This is a genomic window from Caballeronia eucalypticola (assembly GCF_047608185.1).
Classification (GTDB): domain Bacteria; phylum Pseudomonadota; class Gammaproteobacteria; order Burkholderiales; family Burkholderiaceae; genus Caballeronia.
The window spans coordinates 91,316-108,254 of record NZ_JBLKRU010000010.1 but is presented as its reverse complement, the minus strand read 5'-3'; the positions used below and the strand labels follow the sequence as shown (position 1 = coordinate 108,254).

Sequence of the window (16,939 nt, the reverse complement as noted above, 5' to 3'; positions counted from 1 at the left end):
GGCTCGCTCGCTTAGTTCCAGCAGCGCAAGCGTTACTCGCAAAAATGCAATCGGTGGACCATGAATCCTGACAGCGTCGATACGCTAAGCCCGTTTCACCTATCCGAATCGCCAACGCTTGTTACTACGCGGCGCTTTGTGTTCCTGCTGGTGGAAGGGCTGTCCATGATGAGCCTGTCATCCGCGATCGAACCCTTGCGCTCGGCTAATCGCCTCGCGGCGCAGCCGCTCTATGCATGGGACATGGCAAGTCTCGACGGAGCGCCGGTACAGGCCTCGAACGGAATTGAACTGCAGGCTCGCCCGCTCGCCGAGGCCATGCGTCACGCGGATTATCTTTTCGTGTGCGGCGGCCTGCGGCTCGACCCCGAACTCGAACCCCGCTATCTGCGCGCACTGCGCACCGCGGCGAGCAGCAAGGCAGTGATCGGGTCCCTGTCCACAGGCAGTTATCTGCTGGCTCGCGCGGGGTTGCTCGATGGTTATCAATGCACCATTCACTGGGAAAACCTGCCGGCGTTCACGGAGGAGTTTCGCGACCTGCTGTGCTCGGGAAAGATCTACGAGATCGATAGAAACCGGATGACGTGCTCAGGCGGCATCGCGGCAATGGACATGATGCTGCACCTGATCTCCGAGCAGCACGGCGCGGAGCTTGCGGTGCGCGTGGCAAACCAGTTTCACCATGAACGCATCCGCGATGGCCGCGACGATCAGCGCGGCTGGCGCGACCACAATCACGCCAGCCTGCCAAGAGGCATCCGGCGAGCGATCGACCTGATGCGGGCGAACGTTGAAGCCCCTCTGCCAATTGCGCAGATAGGGACGACCATCGGCATGACATCGCGACAACTTGAACGCCTGTTCCTGCGTCACCTGAATGCCACGCCCGCACGCTATTACGTGCAGCTGCGGCTTGAACGCGCGCACGAATTGCTGGCCTATTCAAGCGTTCCGGTCGCCGACGTTGCGCTCGCTACCGGCTTTGCTTCGCCCTCGCATCTGGCGCGCTGGGTGCGTCGTGTGTATCAGGCGAGTCCGTCCGATCTGCGAGGCGCTCAGTCACGCTCCTAGCGTTGCGAGCAGGTCTTGCGAGGTTGGCTGTGAGGCGGGCTCCGAAGCCAGCGGCAGCCATCCCTGCAACGCTCGCCAGTCCGGTTCAAGATTCGCAAATCGCGCAAGCGCAAAGCTCGACAGATCCGCAAAGCTGCATCTGCCGTCAGTCACGAGATCGCAAATAGCGTGACCGCTCGCCGGCGACAACCCGAAGCCAACGCTCGATAACGTCGCCAGGGTGAGGTTATCGAACTGGCCAGGCTGGTCGATAATCGGCCGCCCGTCCGGCGTATTCTCGATAAAACCCGCCCAGCTCCGGATCACACGCGCATGCGCGACCTTCGGAAACAAGCCCGCCACGCGGGCCGCGATACTGCATTGCAAAGGGGTGGAATGAGGCCGCTGGCGGTTCGCATCGGCGAGATCGATCCACTCGTGCGGACCGCCGCCATAGGCGAGATTACCGCGCAGTGTCTGCCGTCCATACAGGCCGTTGCCGTCGACGCCGCCTATGTTCATGGGCGGCAGCGGTTCCGTCACGATCATCTCGGCACGCGCGCTCGCCAGCGGGACATCCACGCCAAGTTGCGCGGCAAGTTCGCCCGTGTGCAGTCCCGCAGCAAGGACCAGGTGATCACACGCGATGTGGCCGCGATTCGTGTTGACGCCAGTGATGTGTCCGTTATTCGTCGTGAAGCCGGTCACGTTCGTATGCTGCAACAAGCGCCCGCCGTGATCCTGCATTGCCCATGCGTAGGCTTGCAGCGTGCGGTGCGGATTCGCATGGCCGCCAAAGTGATAGAAGTATCCGCCGAAGACGTTGTCGCCCGCGAAGGGCACGAGTTCGCGGACCTGCGCGGGGTCGAGGATGTCGGAGCGCAAGCCATGAAACGCGCCGTTATCGAGTGCCCGGCGATATAGCTGGAACTGATGCTCGTCGAGCGCGATACGAATTCGGCTGGGCCGGAATTCCGTAGGATAACCGAGTAACTCGTCCATCATCGGCCAGAGCCGCTGCTCTTCCAGGAACAACGGACTGTGATGATGCGAGCAGCCGCCGCCGTTGCGCCCGGATGCGCCCCAGCCGATCAGGCCTGCATCGAGTACAAGCACGTCCACGCCGGCGCGGGCTAGCCACCATCCGGCGCTCAGGCCCGTGACGCCTCCGCCAACGATGACGACCGCGGCACCCTTCTGTGCGTCGTTATTGGAGACGGGATGCTCTGTCTGGCGCTGTTGCGCTGTCATGGTTTGCTTGTCCTCGTGCTTGCGCGTATGCGTAAATTAAATTGAAACCTATTCGCTCGCTACGACCGCGCCGCGCTCGCGTCCTGCCGCCGTATACAGCGGCACGGGCCGCCAGAATGGCACCCATTGGGAGGCCATTCCAAACCAGCTGTCCCAGTGCTTGCCGAGTTCGGGCGCTTCTTCCAGCGCCGCAAGCTGCCGCAGCGGCAGCGGGCGCACTGGCGAACGGAACGTGGCAAGCGGGATGGCCGCCAGCTCAGTGCCCGAGCCGATCGACAACAGCGCCGCCACTTGCTCGCGGCATCGGCGTCCCTGGCACGGCCCCATGCAAGCGCGTGTGAGCCGTTTGACGATGTCAGGGTTTGGCGGACCATCGCCGGCGAGTTGTGCGAGCGTGTGTGGGTGCTCGTTGCCCTTCTTGCTTTCCCAGCCGATGTAACGCGGAGGGCGCACCTGCAGAATCTCGGCCGCCGTGACTTCCTCGCATTGGCAGACGTAGGGCTCGCCAACCGCTTCGATCACCGACGCCCGCACCCACGCGCAACGCTCGCCTGCGGGATCGATGTAAGACGTGTCAGGAACCACGGGCACTTCATCGGCGAGCTTCTGGCCATTCACACCTAAAGCGCTCAATGCGGCGGCCGCCGCGATCCGTCCTTCGCGTCTAGCGATCGATGGCGCGACGCTTTTAGCCGCCCACGTCCCCGCGCAATCGCCTGCAGCGAAAATAAACGGCAACGACGTCCGCTGTACTTCATCGATCCTTGCGACATGTCCGCCGCGCTCCGCAATGAACGCGGTCTCGCAGCCGGCTGCCTCAAGCAATTCAATCGCGGGTGCTGTCGCGACTCCCAGCAGCACCGTGTCGCAAGCAAGGCGCTTCAACTCATCCTTCCGATGCCGCCCGTTTGCGTCGACTGCCGCGACCAATACAGACTCGACATCGCCCGATCCAGTAGCGCCCTCGGCCCGTTCGATCACATGGCGAGTCAGCACCTGCGCTCCCTTTGCAACCAACTGTGCGAGTAGCGCGGCGTCGCCCATCACGGCTTCACCTTGCTCGATAATCGCTGCTATACGCACGCCTTTATCGGAGAGCGCATTCGCTATTTGCAACGCTGCAGTACTGCTGCCCACCATCACGGCCACGCGCGCGTTAAGCGCGTCATAAGTCATTGCAAGCCGATACGCCGCGCCCGCGCCCATCACGCCTGGCAATTCCCATCCCGGGAATGCAAGCCCCATGTCACGGCTACCGGACGCAACAATCACCTGTTTGAAACGCAGCAAATAGGCACGGTCTTCGTCCGCGAGACCCGCGACGCAGCCGTCTATCCACGCAGCCGTGGGACGTTGCGGAAACAAGCCCCATGCAACGGTCCCAAGACGCACATTCACGCCGGCTTCCAGCGCATCGGCAAGCTCAGGCGTGCTTTCCAGCAGCGCTTCGAGCATCGCGTTCCGGTTTGCCACGACCGTCCCCATGCGGCTGCCGAAGTGCAGCGGAATCTCTTCGCCCATCGTTTCGATAGGCACCGGGTTTTCGTCGATCAACGTCACCCGCACACCTCGATTCGATGCAGCCAGCGCAGCGGCGAGCCCCGCCGGTCCCGCGCCGATCACGAGCAGATCGGTTTCATCTGCGATGGGCGGTTGCTTGCCTGCGACCGACGCCGGATCGTATTCCACAGGGCCGGAAGGTTCGGCAGGATGCCGCACGGGTTGGTCCACGAGTAATCCTTGAGCGATGAAGGGTTGTCCGATTATCAGGTGACGAGCACTGCGCTCGGGATCACAAAACCGACCTGATCGCTTCCGCGGGCGACGTTTCCGGCGCGCTCAGCACGAGATCGAGAAGCGGGCTCAGGGCGTGCGCAGGTTCAGTCAGGTTGAACACCTCACGCTCCACGGCCGCCGCCCGTTCAGGGTCCATTTGCGCATTGGCGAATGCGCGAAACTTCGCACGCAGCGCATCGCGCGGCAATGGACGTTCTGGGTCGCCTTGCGATTGCATCGGACCGGAATCAAGCGTCCTGCCGTCGCGTGTATGCACGATGACACGCGCCCAACGTTGCGCGGGAAACAGCGCGCTGAATGCAGCGGAATCCTGCAGACGAAGGCGCGGAATCAGATAGTGAAAACGCGCGTCGGCAAGACCATCCGGTCCTATCGTTTCCGCATCCACGCGTCCATCCAGAAGCGCGGCCGCGACAGGAAACAGAACGCCGTACTGTGCTTCCTCGGTCGTGACCGGAACCGACGCGCACAGCCGGGTGGCCTCGTGAAACGTCTCTATCTCGACGCTTTCAATGGCATCCGCCACGAATACTTCAGTCTCGCGCAAACGCAGTGCGCAAGTGATTGCCGGATGCGCCCAGCGGCACACGGGAAACGGTTTGAAATACTGTTCGAGAATGATCCAGCGTTGCCCGAGATCTGACCATAACCCCTTTTCATCATGCGCTTCGATTGTCAACGCGGGCGCTCCGGAGAAATGACGCTCGGCGAGGAAAGCAGCGCTCACGCCCGCCATGCAACCCCAGCCTGAGCCATCCTTGAGCATTGTCGGAAAGTCGATGCAGCGCATCATGTCGCTGCGGGGTCCGTGATATTCCGCGATACCTAACGCATGTCGCGTGCGCTCTATATCGAGCTTCAGCCCTCGCGCGATAACTGCTGCCGCGGCCAGGGCGTTCCACGCGCCGGACGTGTGATATTCGCTGCTGGTCGCATGCAACGCGATGCCTGCACGTGTCCCAATTTCGTAGCCGAGCACCAGGCTTGTGAGGAACGCGCGGCCGTCCATGGACGGGTCCAGCTCCGCCATTGCCAGCAACGCAGGCAACACGGCCACGCCGACGTGACCCTTGGTTAGCGAATGGCCGTCGTGACCATCGAAGCTGTCGATCGTCATCGCGCCGGCCAATGCTGCACCCAGTGGGCTCGCAATACGTCCGTCGAACAGCAGCCGGGTGCGCATGCTGCCCGCGCCGAAAAATTCAGCGGCATGATCGCAGGCTATCCGTGCGAGTTGCGTGCTGCTGCCCGCTGCCGCGACGCCGAGCAGATCGAGTAAGCAGTAATGCGCCTGCTCGATCACGGCATTGGGCAGGTCTTCGAAACGAAGCGAATGGATGAATGGTCCGACGTGATCGTTCATTGCGTGTGGTCTGCCGGAGAGTGGTTAGAAGTCGAGCGTCACATCGGATAACGGCCGGCTCGAACAGGCAAGAATGAAACCGTTCGCTTCGTCTTGCGGCGAGAGACCGCCTTGATGGCGCATGTCAATCACGCCCGAGCGTTTGTGCAGCTTGCAGGTTCCGCAGATGCCACTCGCGCAACCGCAGGGAATGACGACCTGCTGTCGCGACGCAGCCATCAAGATCGTTTCACCTGCACGTGCAGTGAAGCGCTTGTCGCCAAGGGTGATATTGAATCTCGTATCTGTGTCCAGATCCGCGCTGGCTACCGGGGATGTCGAGACCACCTCCGTCACTGCGCCGAAATGCTCCACATGAAAACGCGCATGCCGGGCGCCATCGGCGGCATGAATGCGGCGGACATCGTCCATGAACGACGTCGGGCCGCAGCAATAAACTTCCCGCGTGAAAAAATCGCGCATGGCCGCTGCAATCAGCCGTCGCGATACGCGCCCACGCAAACCGAACCAGCCGGGTCCGGGCTGACTCAGCGTGATGCTCGCTTGCAGCTTGGGCATGTGCGTTTGCAGCGTAGCGATCTCGTCGGCGAACAAGATATCTTCCGCGCGGCGCGCCGCATGAAACCAAGCAATATCCTGCCCAGGCGCATGGCGCGCGAGAGTACGCAGCATCGACATCAACGGCGACGCGCCCGATCCTGCCGAGACCAACGCGATCGGTCCTGGCGGTATGGCATCGAGACGAAACCTGCCTAGCGGGTAACGCGAACGCACGCGCATGCCCGGTTTCAGTTCATCGTGCAACCAGCGCGTGACGCGGCCTGTACGTTGCCGTTTAAGCGTGAGTTCGAGCGTGTTGTTACCGGTATTGATACCGGGCGCCGATGCTATCGAAAACGTCCGGTCCACGCGCTCGCCGTCCATATCGAGCGTCAGCAGCATCGCCTGACCGGCGACGAAACGGGGTCCATCAGGCTCTGTATCGCGGAACACAAACGTCTTCACATCCGGCGATTCGCACCGCACGCCGATGCATTCCAGCACGCGATCCGCGGGCGCATCCGGGGTGCCCGGGAACAGCGCTTCGAGCGCGTCGATACTGCCAAGGCCGTTAGCCATTGGACACCTGCAATGCAATCGTCCGGGGCTTCGAACTCACGCGTTCAACATACGCGGCAAGTTTGTCCGCGTACCAGTTCGTGAAGTTGCGCAACATGAACTCGGAAGGCGCGTACGGTCCCGGCGCATAGGCTTTCGATGCAATACCTAAATGGTTGTTCGCCGCCAGCCTCGCGTCCTGGTCGTTGGTCGCACGCCAGACCGACGCGAGCGTTTCGACGTCGTAATCCACCCCTTCCACCGCGTCTTCATGAACTAGCCACGTCGTGCGCAACTCGGTCCGGTTTGCCGAGAGCGGCAGGATGCGAAAGTGCATGATGTGGTCGGAGAGGAAATGATTCCAGTTGTTAGGAACCCGGAACATCCTCACTGAGCCGAGATCCGGTTCGGTCAATTCACCAAGCAGTTTGCTACAGGCCGGCGACCCGTCGGCCGTGAACGACACCGCGCCGCGATGAAACGGCAAGCGGATGCAACGGAACTCGTTGCCCCCGTCGGCGGGCAGATGCGGCAGGCTCAAGCTGTCCCACTGGCGCGCTTTGTCATCCATCAACCGGCGAAAATCCTGCGAGCCGTGCGGATCATCTGGCAGAGCGAATTCCACCAGCGTAGCGAGCAGTTCGGGATGATTGCCCGAGCAGTGATAACACTCGCGATTGTTCTCGATCACGAGCTTCCAGTTCGCGTTCTCGACGATGGTCATGGAACACGCCACCTTCGTCCGCTCCGGCTGATGCGGCGCGATGTACGGCGTCACCGCGCGGCGAAAACGCGACAGGTCGGGCGTGATCGAGTGGGGATCGGAAGGATCAGCAAGGCAGATATAGACCATGCCGCAGATCACTTCCACCTGCACCGGCGCGAGTCCATAACCGTCCCGTTCGAAATCAGGCGGCATCTGGCGTGCGTGCAACAACGAGCCGTCCAGGTCATAGACCCACTGATGATAAGGACAGACCAGCCGATGCACATGCCCCTGCGGTTCCATGCAAATACGCGATCCGCGATGCCGGCAGGTATTGAAGAATGCCTTGATCTCACCGTGCGGATCGCGCAACACGACAACCGACGTCTCGCCCACTTCCAGCGTCTGATAATCGCCGGGCTGCGGAATCTCGCAGGCGTTCAGCGCGAACAGCCAGTCGTTCATGAAGACCGCATCGAGATCCAGCGCATGAAACGATTCGTCGATATAAAACGGCTGCGCCAGACTGAAGCCTTCGCGCCGGCTGGCTAGTAGAGCGTGAACCTGTGCTGCGTCCCACATCGTCATGTCCGTCCAAGAAACATTCATGTGAAGCTATTGTCTGCCGCCGTTTTGCCGCGTGAGCGCAGGTTCACGACCAAGCCCATCACGAATCCGACACGATGCGCCCCGATGCAACAGCCGGATTCATCTTCAGCGCATTGGCGTCGCGAATGGTGGGTAAGGCGAACCGCGCGCGGCGCACGGCGTCGTAGTCCAGGCTCGCGATCACCAGTTCTTCGCGCGCCTGTTCGCTTTGAGCAATGACGTGACCGTCGGGGCCGACAATGCGCGAACCGCCCCAGAAATGCAGGTCGCCCTCGCGTCCTACGCGGTTCGCCATCACGACCGGCGTCCCGTAGACCAGCGCATAAAAACGCAAGGCGAGATCCCATCCGCGCGGGTTGTCGAAGTCCTGCCCGACGGCTTCTATCGCCGAGCTGACCGGCGCCGCGAACAAGGTCGTGCCCGCACGCGCCGAGGCATGCACAAGCGCCGGATTCCACAGGTCAGCGCAAATCGGCGTGGCGACGCGCCAGCGCGTATCAAGATCGAAACCGCCGAGTGCATCGCCCGGCGCGAAATACTTGCCGTCATCGAGCTGGCCGTAAGTCGCCAATGCGATTTTCCGATGCACATGGATCACGCGGCCTTGCGCCAGCGTGGCCACGCTGTTGTAGAACTGCGCGCCCGGTGCTTCCTCTATGAAGCCGACTACTGCATGCATGCCATTGCATGCAGCCGCTATGCGCAGCAGCACGGGATCATTGGCGGGCATGGCGAGGCGCAGCGTTTCCCTCCCCGCGCCATGACCGACCAGTGACAATTCCGGAAATACCAGCAGTTGTACATTCGCCGCCGCGGCGGCTGTCAGCATCGAGAGATGTTTGTCGACATTCGAAGCAGTCGCACCCGGCACGCTTTCCATCTGTGCGGCCGCCACCACGAGTTCATAGTTCATGTTTGCGCCAGAGCCTGTTTTAAATCAGTCCCGACGACTTCAGGAACCCTGCGGCGACGTCGTCCACCGACTTCTTCGACACATCCACTTCGGCGTTCAGGCGCGCCATGGTCTGATCGTCGAGTTTCGCGGAAAGCGCGTTGAGAATGCCCGCGAGCTTCGGGTTTGCGTCGAGCGTTTCTTTACGGATAACCGGTGTCAGCGCGTAGGCCGGGAAGAAACCCTTGTCGTCGCGCAGCACGACGAAGTTGAATGCGGGCACGCGGCCATCGGTCATGAACACCAGCGCGAGATCGACCTGCCGGTCCTTCAACGCCTGATACGTGAGGCCCGAATCCATCCGCTTGACCTGCGACGGCGAGAAGCTGAAACCATACGCTTGCTGCAGCGGCTTGAGCCCGTCAGGCCGTGCATAGAACTCCGAATTGCACGCAAACGTCAGTTCCTTGCCGCCCTTGAGAACTCTCGACAAATCGCTCAGGGAGACAATGCCAAGCTTCGCGGCTTCGTCACGATTCATCGCGAGGCCATAGGTATTGTTTGCCTTCGATGGATCGAGCCACACGAGTCCCTTCTTCGCGTCCAGCTCTTTCACGCGCTGATAGGTCTGCGCGGGATCCAGATGGTCCGTGACCTTGTTGTAGGTGATCAGCGAGGTGCCCGTGTATTCCCAGTACACATCGATCTGACCATTTTCCTGCGCCTCGCGCAGCACGCTGCTGCCCATGCCGTCCTTCTTCACGACGGTGAATCCCTTGGCCTCCAGCAAGGCGGTTGTCATCTGCGCCATCAGGACTTGCTCGGTGAAATTCTTGCCGCCGACCGTGATCGTGGCCGCGCTGGCGGACGTCGACGCAAATGCTGCGGCGATACAAAAACCTAGCGCGAAAATGAATGCGCGGGAAATCAAGCGGGAGAGCCGAGTGTGCATGGAAGGTCCGAAATGTGGTTAAGGGACAAAGGGACTTGGCAACGGGTTTGGCAAATGAGACAAACAAAAATAAACCGCTCAGCGCTGTGGATTCACGCCACGTGGCACGAGCCGAAGCTGCATCTGCGCGACCAGCATGTCTGTGGCAATGGCGAGCGCTGCCGTTGGAATTGCGCCGGCCAGCAGCATCGTGAAATCGTTCAGGTCGATGCCGGTAAAGATCAGTTCGCCCAGCCCGCCGCCGCCCACCAGAAATGCCAGTGGCGCGGTGCCGACGGTAATCGCCAAAGCGGTCCTGAGTCCCGCGAAAATGACGTACATCGCGTTGGGCATTTCCACCCGCCACAAGATTTGTTGCTTGGTCATGCCAATGCCGGTCGCGGCGTCGATCAGCAGCGGCGGCACGGCGCGCAAACCTTCATAGGTATTCATCGCGATCGGCAAAAGGGTCGCCACCCACAAGCCGAAGATGGCCGGCTTCGCGCCAATGCCAAGCAAGCTCATGGCCAGCGCAAGCAGCGCGAGTTTCGGCACGGCTTGTCCCGCGTTGAGCGCGAGCAGCACAAGATGCGCGGCACGGCCGCGTCCGGGGCGGCTAAGCCAGATGCCCGTGGGAATCGCGACCACGATGGCCGCCAGACCGGCGATGGCAACCATGAGCATCTGCTGACCCGCCTGATAGACGATGTCCGCGCGATACTGCGCGAGCGACGAGAACCAGTTGCCGGCATGCGCGTCGGCGCAAGTGGCGAGCATCATGAGCGCGGCGATTAAACACCGACCGCGCATGCGATGAACCGTGCAATGAACCGTGCGATGAACATTAGGCGCGTTCATGTTCATGCGCCCTCTTCCGCACGTGTGAGCGCGTTCGGATCTTCCTGGGCAGCAAGTGGAACAAACCCCGTGGCGTTATCGGTGAACACACTCAAGCCGGCTTGAGCGCATGCGTTCGGATCTCCCGCACGCGCGAGTGCCGCGATTGCTGCATAGCTGACATAACCGGCGAAGCGGCCGGCATCGTCGAGCACAGCGAACCATGAGACACCGTGCGCAAGCATGGCGGACACTACGCTGCGCAAGTCATCGCCTGCGCGAGCGGTCGCGGGAAGCGGCATTGCAAGCGATGCATCCAGCCGGTCGTCCCCGTTCGCGCCCGCAGCGTCTAGACACGCAGTGCTGAGATAACCGCACGGCGTGCCATTCCCATCGACCACGACAACTTCGCCGCCGGGATGCGAGCTCAATGCAACGCGTACAGTGCGGTGCGTTTCTCCCACGCGCGCAACGGCTCTCGAACCCATCAACGCGTCGCTTGCGCACAGCAGGCGCAAGCGCTTCAACGCGCGATCCGAGCCGACGAAATTCGCAATGAACGCGCTCGCCGGCCGTGCCAATAATTCTTCAGGCGGTCCATATTGCTCGAGCTTGCCGTCGCGGAAGATCGCGATCTTATCGGCCATCTTCACGGCTTCATCAATATCGTGGCTCACGAACACCACGGTCTTGTTCAGGCGCCGCTGGATCTTGCGGAACTCGTCCTGGATCGCCGTGCGATTGATCGGATCGATAGCCCCGAACGGTTCATCCATCAGCATCACCGGAGGATCGGCGGCCAGTGCACGCGCCACGCCCACGCGTTGTTGCTGACCACCCGACAGATCGCGCGGATAACAGCGCATGAACACTGCGGGATCAAGCGCGACGAGTTCAAGCAACTCCTCCACGCGCTTGCGTGTGCGCGCCTTGTCCCAACCGAGCATCTGCGGCACGAGCGCGATGTTGCCTTCCACTGTCATGTTGGGGAACAGGCCGACCTGCTGGATCACATAACCAATGCGGCGACGCAACTCGACCACGTCGAAGCTTGCGGTATCTTCTCCGCCAATCAGGATCTTGCCCGACGTGGGTTGCACCAGCCGGTTGATCATCTTGAGCGTGGTGGTCTTGCCGCAACCCGAAGGTCCGAGCAGCACGCATAACTCCCCTTCGCCGATATCCATCGTGAGGTCATCGACCACCGCTTGCGACTGGCGCGATTCGAAGCGCTTGGTGAGGTTCTGGAGCTTGATCATCGGCTCTCCGCAATGGTGATGGGGTCGACTGCGCGGACATCGGCTGAGATATTGGCGGAGTTAATGACTGAGATATCGGCTGAAACACCGCGACGGCCCAGTGCCAGGAGAGGCAGGCGTGGCGGGCGCAGGCCGGCTGGCGTGAGGCGGCGTTGCAGGCATGCCAGCCCGAAATCCGCCACGATCGCCAGCGCGCCCACGATCACGGCGCCCGCTATCAGTTGCCGCGGGTCCGACTGCGAGATCCCGCGGCTGATCAGCTTGCCGAGCCCGCCCGCGCCAATATAGGTAGCGATCGCCGCGATGCCGATGTTGATCACCACAGCCATCCTGATGCCGGCCATGATGATGGGCACGGCAATAGGCAGTTCGACGCGAAAGAGCCGCTGCTTCGTGGTCATGCCCATGCCGCGCGCCGCTTCTCGCATGGCAGGGTCGAGATTACGGATCGCCGTGTAGGTGTTGCGCACGATCGGCAACTGCGAATAGAGAAACAGCGCGATCACCGCCGGCAGGAAACCAATGCCTTGCCCGATCAGCGACAGGACCGGAATCAACAAGCCGAACAAAGCCACCGATGGCACCGTCATGAGGATGGCGGCTACATAGAGCACCACGCGCGCCACGCGTTCGTTGAGGCTGATGGCGATGCCAAGCGGCACGCCAGTGAGGATGGCGAAGCCGACGCCCACCGCGACAATCTGCAGATGCTCCACGAGCATGTGCAGGATCGAAGGACCGTTGGTCCAGATGAAAGCGAGCGTTTCCAAGCGTCCTCCGGAAGAGTGGCGCAGCCGATGATGTCTATTGCACCGCGGGACTAGGGTTTGTCGGTATAGGGGGGCGTGTCAGCGCACCTTGCCGCCAGTGAACTGTAGCGGCTCAAAATGCCCGGCAGCACAACGTTTTCGACATCAACTGTCACCGAGGCGACGCCCCCGGGTTTTCGCTTGGGTGTGGATGACCTTGTACAGGACACCGTCGAGCGAGCATTGCGCTGCGCCGGCCAATTCAAGGAAGGCAGCGCTGCCGCTAACTTCGTGGCTGAGGCAGGCGCATGTCTATCGGTTCGCTTCGCCGGTCAGCGCTTCAGCCCCGTGCGTCCCAGCCGCTCGCGCGGCAACGCGGTATGCCTTGGGTGAGTTCCCGGTCACGCGCCTGAAGGCAGTGCTGAAAGCACTCTCGGACGAATATCCAAGCGCCTGGCCGATCACGGCAATCGGGCTGTTCTCGTCGCGCAACGCGCGCTCAGCGAGACGCATGCGCCATTCGGTGAGATAGGTCAGCGGCGCGACTCCCACGCTCGTTCGGAAGTGGAAAGCGAACGTCGTGCGCGACATGGCGCACGCGTTGGCGAGCTCGTCGAGATGCCATGAGCGTGCAGGGTCTCCGTGCATCAACTGAAGGGCTGGCGCGACGCGTGGGTCACCCAGCGCCCGCAGCCATCCGGGGGGCATCGGGGCGGATGTTTTCAGATGAGCACGCAGGATCTGGACGAAGAGAAGCTGCGCGAGTTGCGCTGACGCGAGTTCCGCGCCAGGCAGGGCGACGGCCCGTTCTTCAACAAGCTGATTGAGCAGCCAGCGGAAAGCCGTTGCTTGCGGCGAAGTCGCCGGTACATGAATCCACGGTGGCAGAACATTCGCCAGCAATTGCCCGCTCGCTGGATCGAGCAGGACGTGGCCGCCGATATGGGCGAAGTCCGCACCGTCGCCCAGTTGTGCCGTGTTTCCCGGGCCCGTGAACAGGCTCATGGCCTCGACCGGAACGACGTCCGGAGCGCTTGCGAGTACGAAGGACCGCTTCGCCGCCAGCAGCCCGACGTCTCCCGTATCAAAGCGAACCGGCTCTGCTTCGCCTTCGATACAAACCCAGCAATGGCCCCTCACCACGGCGAAGAACTTGATCTTGTCGGGTGCGGGAAAGCGGATGGCCCATGTGCCGCCTGCGGTGAAACCACCTGTCACCAGTGATTCGGCGTGTGTGAACTTGAGGATGTCAGAGAAAGGATCGGTGCTCATATCCGCACTATCGCGCAAGTAAATCGCACTTTCAAGCATTCACAGTCCCGTCCTCTCTGTTTAACCTGATGAACTACTTAATCAGGGAACTGGCATGAACGAAGAATGGGTACTCGTCACTGGCGGAACTGGATACATTGCGCAGCACTGCATTCTCGCTTTGTTGCGCGAGGGTTATCGCGTGCGAACCACGGTTCGTTCGCTTGCACGGGAAGCGGAAGTACGAGGTAATCTCAAGACCGGCGGAGCCGACCCGGGAGATCGCCTGGTGTGCGTCGTTGCGGATCTGGCCAATGACAGCGGCTGGGCAGAAGCCGCCGCCGGATGCGCTTATGTGATGCACGGCGCTTCACCCACGCCATCGGGCGATCAGGTCCGCGAGGAGGATTGGATCAATCCGGCAGTCGACGGCAATCTGCGGGTCCTGCGCGCCGCGCGGGATGCAGGGGTCAAGCGCGTGGTGCTGACCTCCGCTTTTGGCGCGATCTGTGCCGGGCATCCTTCGATGACGCGGCCGTTCGACGAAACGGACTGGAGCAATCTGACGGGTAAGGTGTGGCCGTACCAAAAATCGAAGACGCTTTCCGAGCGCGCGGCCTGGGATTTCATCGCGCGGGAAGGAGGTGCTCTGGAGCTGACGGCCGTCAACCCGACTGCTGTTCTTGGCCCTGTGCTCGGCCCCGACTATTCGCATTCCGTCCGGATGATCACCAACATGCTCGATGGGCAACGAGGGTGTCCAAAGATCAATTGCGGCTTTGTCGATGTGCGGGACGTCGCAGACCTGCATGTGCGAGCGATGACCCACCCTGCCGCCAAGGGAGAGCGCTTTCTCGCGATCGCTGGCGAGAGTCTCTGGCTAATCGATGTCGCGAAGGTGCTGCGTTCACGCATGGGCGCAGCGGCAAGCAAAGTGCCGACGCGCGAACTTCCCAACTGGCTGGTGCTCCTTGCGGCGCTCAGGAACCCCGGGATGCGAGGCATTGCGACACTGCTCGGCAGGAATATGAATGCCACGAGCGAGAAGGCTGTCCGCTTGCTCGACTGGGCACCGCGTTCGAGTGAAGAGGCTATTGTCGCTTCGGCTGAGAGCCTGATTCGGCTTGGCTTGCTCGAGGGGGCAAACAGAGTCGCTTGAGGGGCCAACGTCAGCCTTCCCCTGGTTCTTCACGGGAACCGTTTGCGTGCCAAGCCTGTTAGCGCGCAGGCATTGTTCCGGTGCGGTTAGGCATTCTGAGACTCGGACTCTCGGTTGTTCTCGTGCCGTTGCTTCGCATACTGCTGATGATGCCATCTGTCCCTTTCGTGAGGCCCGCGCTAGCTCGCACGTCGTCACCACCGCCAACAGCCGCGGCCGCCGGCGGCGGCATGCCGCCCGCACCGTTGGCGCCTTGAACGAGCGCTCCGTTCCCGACGTTTGTCATGTCAGACCCTGTTTGGGCATAGGCCCCGCCTGACATAACGATAAGCAGCATTGAAAAATAAATATTCTTTGTCGCGATCATCATCTTTCGACTCCAGGAAACTCAATGCCTTACGCATGAAATGAGAGCGTCAGAAAACGCCGCGATGTACGGCAATCTCAGTCCTTTCGCGCAGGAATGGAGACGCGATTACTTGACGCTATGGCTAGCGGCGTCCCCCGCCGCCGTGGAAACCACCTCCTCTAATAAAGCCGCCTCCACCGTGAAAGCCGCCGCCTCCATGAAAGCCGCCGTGCGCTCCAACGTGGACGTGATCCATACGATGGAAGTGATGGAATCGATCGACGAAGACGAACGAGCCGCCAAAGCCGAATGCCAAGGATGGCGCATAAAACCACGGGTCGTAGTAGGAATAGTACGGATACGGGGGCGGCGGGGAAACGTCGTCAATATCGACGCCCGCGTCTTGCTGCTGGATCTGCCAGGTGCCGTCGGGCTGCTTGCAGGCAAGACCCGATATGTTCTGCGTGGCACCATCGATAACCGCCGTGCCGTTGACCATGCGGCATGGGGGTGACACGGCCGACGTGGTCGTCGTATCGTTCAGCGGAGCAGCCTGGCCGGGCTGGTCCGACATCGGCGCCGCGCAGGCGACACAACTGCAAAGCACCATTCCAAGTCCAATTAAGTTGCGCATGAATCCGTCCTGCTCGACGGTCCGGCACCACGACGCGGACCGCCGCATCGACACCGTAAAGACCCCATCGGTTCGCCTCGCAGAGTGCGTTGCCGGCACGTCAAGTCGCATCCGAAAAGGTGCGCGGCGACGCGGATCTGCTGCATATAAAACGCGTCGCCGCCGGACGTTATTCCGCTTTCTGGCCCCAGTTGAGGCATCGGATTATTACGTCGCATTTCCGATCAGCCCGTCGCTGATCAATTCTATTGGCTGGAAAAATACGTAGTACTGGGAAATATCGACTTCGTCGTTACTCCGGTATCGAGTTCAGATCAGCGGCCTTGCGACGACTCGATCCCGCGCAGGATGAGATCGATCCCGGCTAGAAAATCGACGCGGTCGTCGTGTACGCGCAACTGTCCCGCTACGCTGCGCGTGAAAGGGTATACATCCGGATCGAGCTGAGACCACATGACCGACACCTCATGCAGAAAGTTGTCCCTATCGGCGCCTAATTCCCGTGCAAGATGCGCATTCGCCGCGTTCTGCCCGCTCACGCCAAGGATGTAATTCAACAACGCGGACACCACCGACCATTGCGTAATGTCGGGCACGCCGAGCGCGCGAACCTGCTGCCCTATGCCTTCGAGAATACGCACCATAGGCAACTGTGCGGGAGCGCGAGTGAGCGCCGAGCCAACCCACGGATGGGCGTCGATGGTGTCGAACATGCCCAGCGCGAGCGCGCGAATCGCAGCCTCTGGCGTCGTGTTGATCACCGGCGCGCTCATCGTGCGAGCGATGACGGCGTCGCACGCGGCAGTCAGCAGGTCGTTCTTGTCGTCGATGTGCCAATAGATTGCACCCGGACCTGTGGCGAGCCGCTCGGCGAGAGCGCGGAACGTCAGGCCGCGCTCGCCGCTGCTGTCGAGGAGCGCAATAGATTCGTCAATGATCCGATCCCGCGAGAGCGAATCCTCCCGCCGTTGAGGGGTTTTTGCTTTTTTTGCCATGGCTCT

General features: G+C 61.5%; 15 protein-coding genes. 2 read left to right on the top strand and 13 right to left on the bottom strand.

Annotated elements, in window-relative coordinates; translation table 11 throughout:
- Positions 1–60 precede the first annotated feature (60 nt).
- Positions 61–1,074, top strand: a complete 1,014-nt coding sequence (locus ACMX25_RS14235; protein WP_414950586.1) for a GlxA family transcriptional regulator — start codon at positions 61–63, stop codon at positions 1,072–1,074.
- Here ACMX25_RS14235 and ACMX25_RS14230 read toward each other — a convergent pair.
- The 11 genes from ACMX25_RS14230 to ACMX25_RS14180 all read right to left on the bottom strand — a co-directional run bounded on the left by ACMX25_RS14230 (position 1,063) and on the right by ACMX25_RS14180 (position 13,856).
- Positions 1,063–2,304, bottom strand: coding sequence for an NAD(P)/FAD-dependent oxidoreductase (locus tag ACMX25_RS14230; protein WP_414950585.1), 1,242 nt, complete (start codon positions 2,302–2,304; stop codon positions 1,063–1,065). The two genes, ACMX25_RS14235 and ACMX25_RS14230, sit on opposite strands and share 12 nt — an antisense overlap.
- Before the next feature lie 48 nt (positions 2,305–2,352).
- Positions 2,353–4,035, bottom strand: a complete 1,683-nt coding sequence (locus tag ACMX25_RS14225) for an FAD/NAD(P)-dependent oxidoreductase (RefSeq protein WP_414950584.1) — start codon at positions 4,033–4,035, stop codon at positions 2,353–2,355.
- Between the two features lie 61 nt (positions 4,036–4,096).
- Positions 4,097–5,464 (bottom strand): MmgE/PrpD family protein, encoded by a 1,368-nt coding sequence (locus ACMX25_RS14220; protein ID WP_414950583.1) that lies wholly within the window; start codon positions 5,462–5,464, stop codon positions 4,097–4,099.
- A 24-nt stretch (positions 5,465–5,488) separates the two neighbouring features.
- Complete coding sequence (locus tag ACMX25_RS14215) at positions 5,489–6,583, bottom strand: FAD-binding oxidoreductase (RefSeq protein WP_414950582.1); 1,095 nt, start codon at positions 6,581–6,583, stop codon at positions 5,489–5,491.
- Entirely contained in the window at positions 6,576–7,877 is a 1,302-nt protein-coding gene (locus tag ACMX25_RS14210; protein WP_414950581.1) for an aromatic ring-hydroxylating oxygenase subunit alpha, read from the bottom strand. The genes ACMX25_RS14215 and ACMX25_RS14210 overlap by 8 nt, the downstream gene beginning before the upstream one ends.
- A gap of 58 nt (positions 7,878–7,935) precedes the next feature.
- The gene (locus ACMX25_RS14205; protein ID WP_414950580.1) at positions 7,936–8,790 is read right to left on the bottom strand and encodes a nitrilase-related carbon-nitrogen hydrolase; all 855 of its coding nucleotides are present in this window, start codon (positions 8,788–8,790) and stop codon (positions 7,936–7,938) included.
- A gap of 19 nt (positions 8,791–8,809) precedes the next feature.
- Positions 8,810–9,721, bottom strand: a complete 912-nt coding sequence (locus ACMX25_RS14200; protein ID WP_414950579.1) for a glycine betaine ABC transporter substrate-binding protein — start codon at positions 9,719–9,721, stop codon at positions 8,810–8,812.
- A gap of 78 nt (positions 9,722–9,799) precedes the next feature.
- Positions 9,800–10,564 carry an ABC transporter permease gene (locus ACMX25_RS14195; RefSeq protein ID WP_414950578.1) on the bottom strand — a complete coding sequence of 255 codons (765 nt, stop codon included), beginning with the start codon at positions 10,562–10,564 and terminating at the stop codon, positions 9,800–9,802.
- Positions 10,561–11,796, bottom strand: a complete 1,236-nt coding sequence (locus tag ACMX25_RS14190) for an ABC transporter ATP-binding protein (RefSeq protein ID WP_414950577.1) — start codon at positions 11,794–11,796, stop codon at positions 10,561–10,563. Before ACMX25_RS14190 ends, ACMX25_RS14195 begins: the two co-directional genes overlap by 4 nt.
- Positions 11,793–12,566, bottom strand: a complete 774-nt coding sequence (locus ACMX25_RS14185; protein WP_414950576.1) for an ABC transporter permease — start codon at positions 12,564–12,566, stop codon at positions 11,793–11,795. Before ACMX25_RS14185 ends, ACMX25_RS14190 begins: the two co-directional genes overlap by 4 nt.
- Positions 12,567–12,857: 291 nt before the next feature.
- Positions 12,858–13,856: an AraC family transcriptional regulator gene (locus ACMX25_RS14180; protein ID WP_414950575.1), complete on the bottom strand. Its 999-nt coding sequence runs from the start codon at positions 13,854–13,856 to the stop codon at positions 12,858–12,860.
- A gap of 55 nt (positions 13,857–13,911) precedes the next feature.
- On the opposite strand from ACMX25_RS14180, the gene ACMX25_RS14175 reads away from it, so the two are divergent.
- Positions 13,912–14,955, top strand: coding sequence for an SDR family oxidoreductase (locus ACMX25_RS14175; RefSeq protein WP_414950574.1), 1,044 nt, complete (start codon positions 13,912–13,914; stop codon positions 14,953–14,955).
- Between the two features lie 491 nt (positions 14,956–15,446).
- Here the strand turns inward: ACMX25_RS14175 and ACMX25_RS14170 are convergent, their stop codons facing one another.
- Positions 15,447–15,938 carry a hypothetical protein gene (locus tag ACMX25_RS14170; RefSeq protein WP_414950573.1) on the bottom strand — a complete coding sequence of 164 codons (492 nt, stop codon included), beginning with the start codon at positions 15,936–15,938 and terminating at the stop codon, positions 15,447–15,449.
- Between the two features lie 314 nt (positions 15,939–16,252).
- A complete protein-coding gene (locus ACMX25_RS14165; RefSeq protein WP_414950572.1) occupies positions 16,253–16,933 on the bottom strand; it encodes a TetR/AcrR family transcriptional regulator in 681 nt (226 codons plus the stop codon).
- Positions 16,934–16,939 lie beyond the last annotated feature (6 nt).

Coding starts and splice junctions, on each gene's coding strand:
- ACMX25_RS14200 (WP_414950579.1), bottom strand. CDS start 9,721: ATGCACACTCGGCTCTCCCGCTTGATTTCCCGCGCATTCATTTTCGCG.
- ACMX25_RS14165 (WP_414950572.1), bottom strand. CDS start 16,933: ATGGCAAAAAAAGCAAAAACCCCTCAACGGCGGGAGGATTCGCTCTCG.
- ACMX25_RS14230 (WP_414950585.1), bottom strand. CDS start 2,304: ATGACAGCGCAACAGCGCCAGACAGAGCATCCCGTCTCCAATAACGAC.
- ACMX25_RS14220 (WP_414950583.1), bottom strand. CDS start 5,464: ATGAACGATCACGTCGGACCATTCATCCATTCGCTTCGTTTCGAAGAC.
- ACMX25_RS14215 (WP_414950582.1), bottom strand. CDS start 6,583: ATGGCTAACGGCCTTGGCAGTATCGACGCGCTCGAAGCGCTGTTCCCG.
- ACMX25_RS14210 (WP_414950581.1), bottom strand. CDS start 7,877: ATGAATGTTTCTTGGACGGACATGACGATGTGGGACGCAGCACAGGTT.
- ACMX25_RS14190 (WP_414950577.1), bottom strand. CDS start 11,796: ATGATCAAGCTCCAGAACCTCACCAAGCGCTTCGAATCGCGCCAGTCG.
- ACMX25_RS14195 (WP_414950578.1), bottom strand. CDS start 10,564: ATGAACATGAACGCGCCTAATGTTCATCGCACGGTTCATTGCACGGTT.
- ACMX25_RS14205 (WP_414950580.1), bottom strand. CDS start 8,790: ATGAACTATGAACTCGTGGTGGCGGCCGCACAGATGGAAAGCGTGCCG.
- ACMX25_RS14180 (WP_414950575.1), bottom strand. CDS start 13,856: ATGCTTGAAAGTGCGATTTACTTGCGCGATAGTGCGGATATGAGCACC.
- ACMX25_RS14175 (WP_414950574.1), top strand. CDS start 13,912: ATGAACGAAGAATGGGTACTCGTCACTGGCGGAACTGGATACATTGCG.
- ACMX25_RS14170 (WP_414950573.1), bottom strand. CDS start 15,938: ATGCGCAACTTAATTGGACTTGGAATGGTGCTTTGCAGTTGTGTCGCC.
- ACMX25_RS14235 (WP_414950586.1), top strand. CDS start 61: ATGAATCCTGACAGCGTCGATACGCTAAGCCCGTTTCACCTATCCGAA.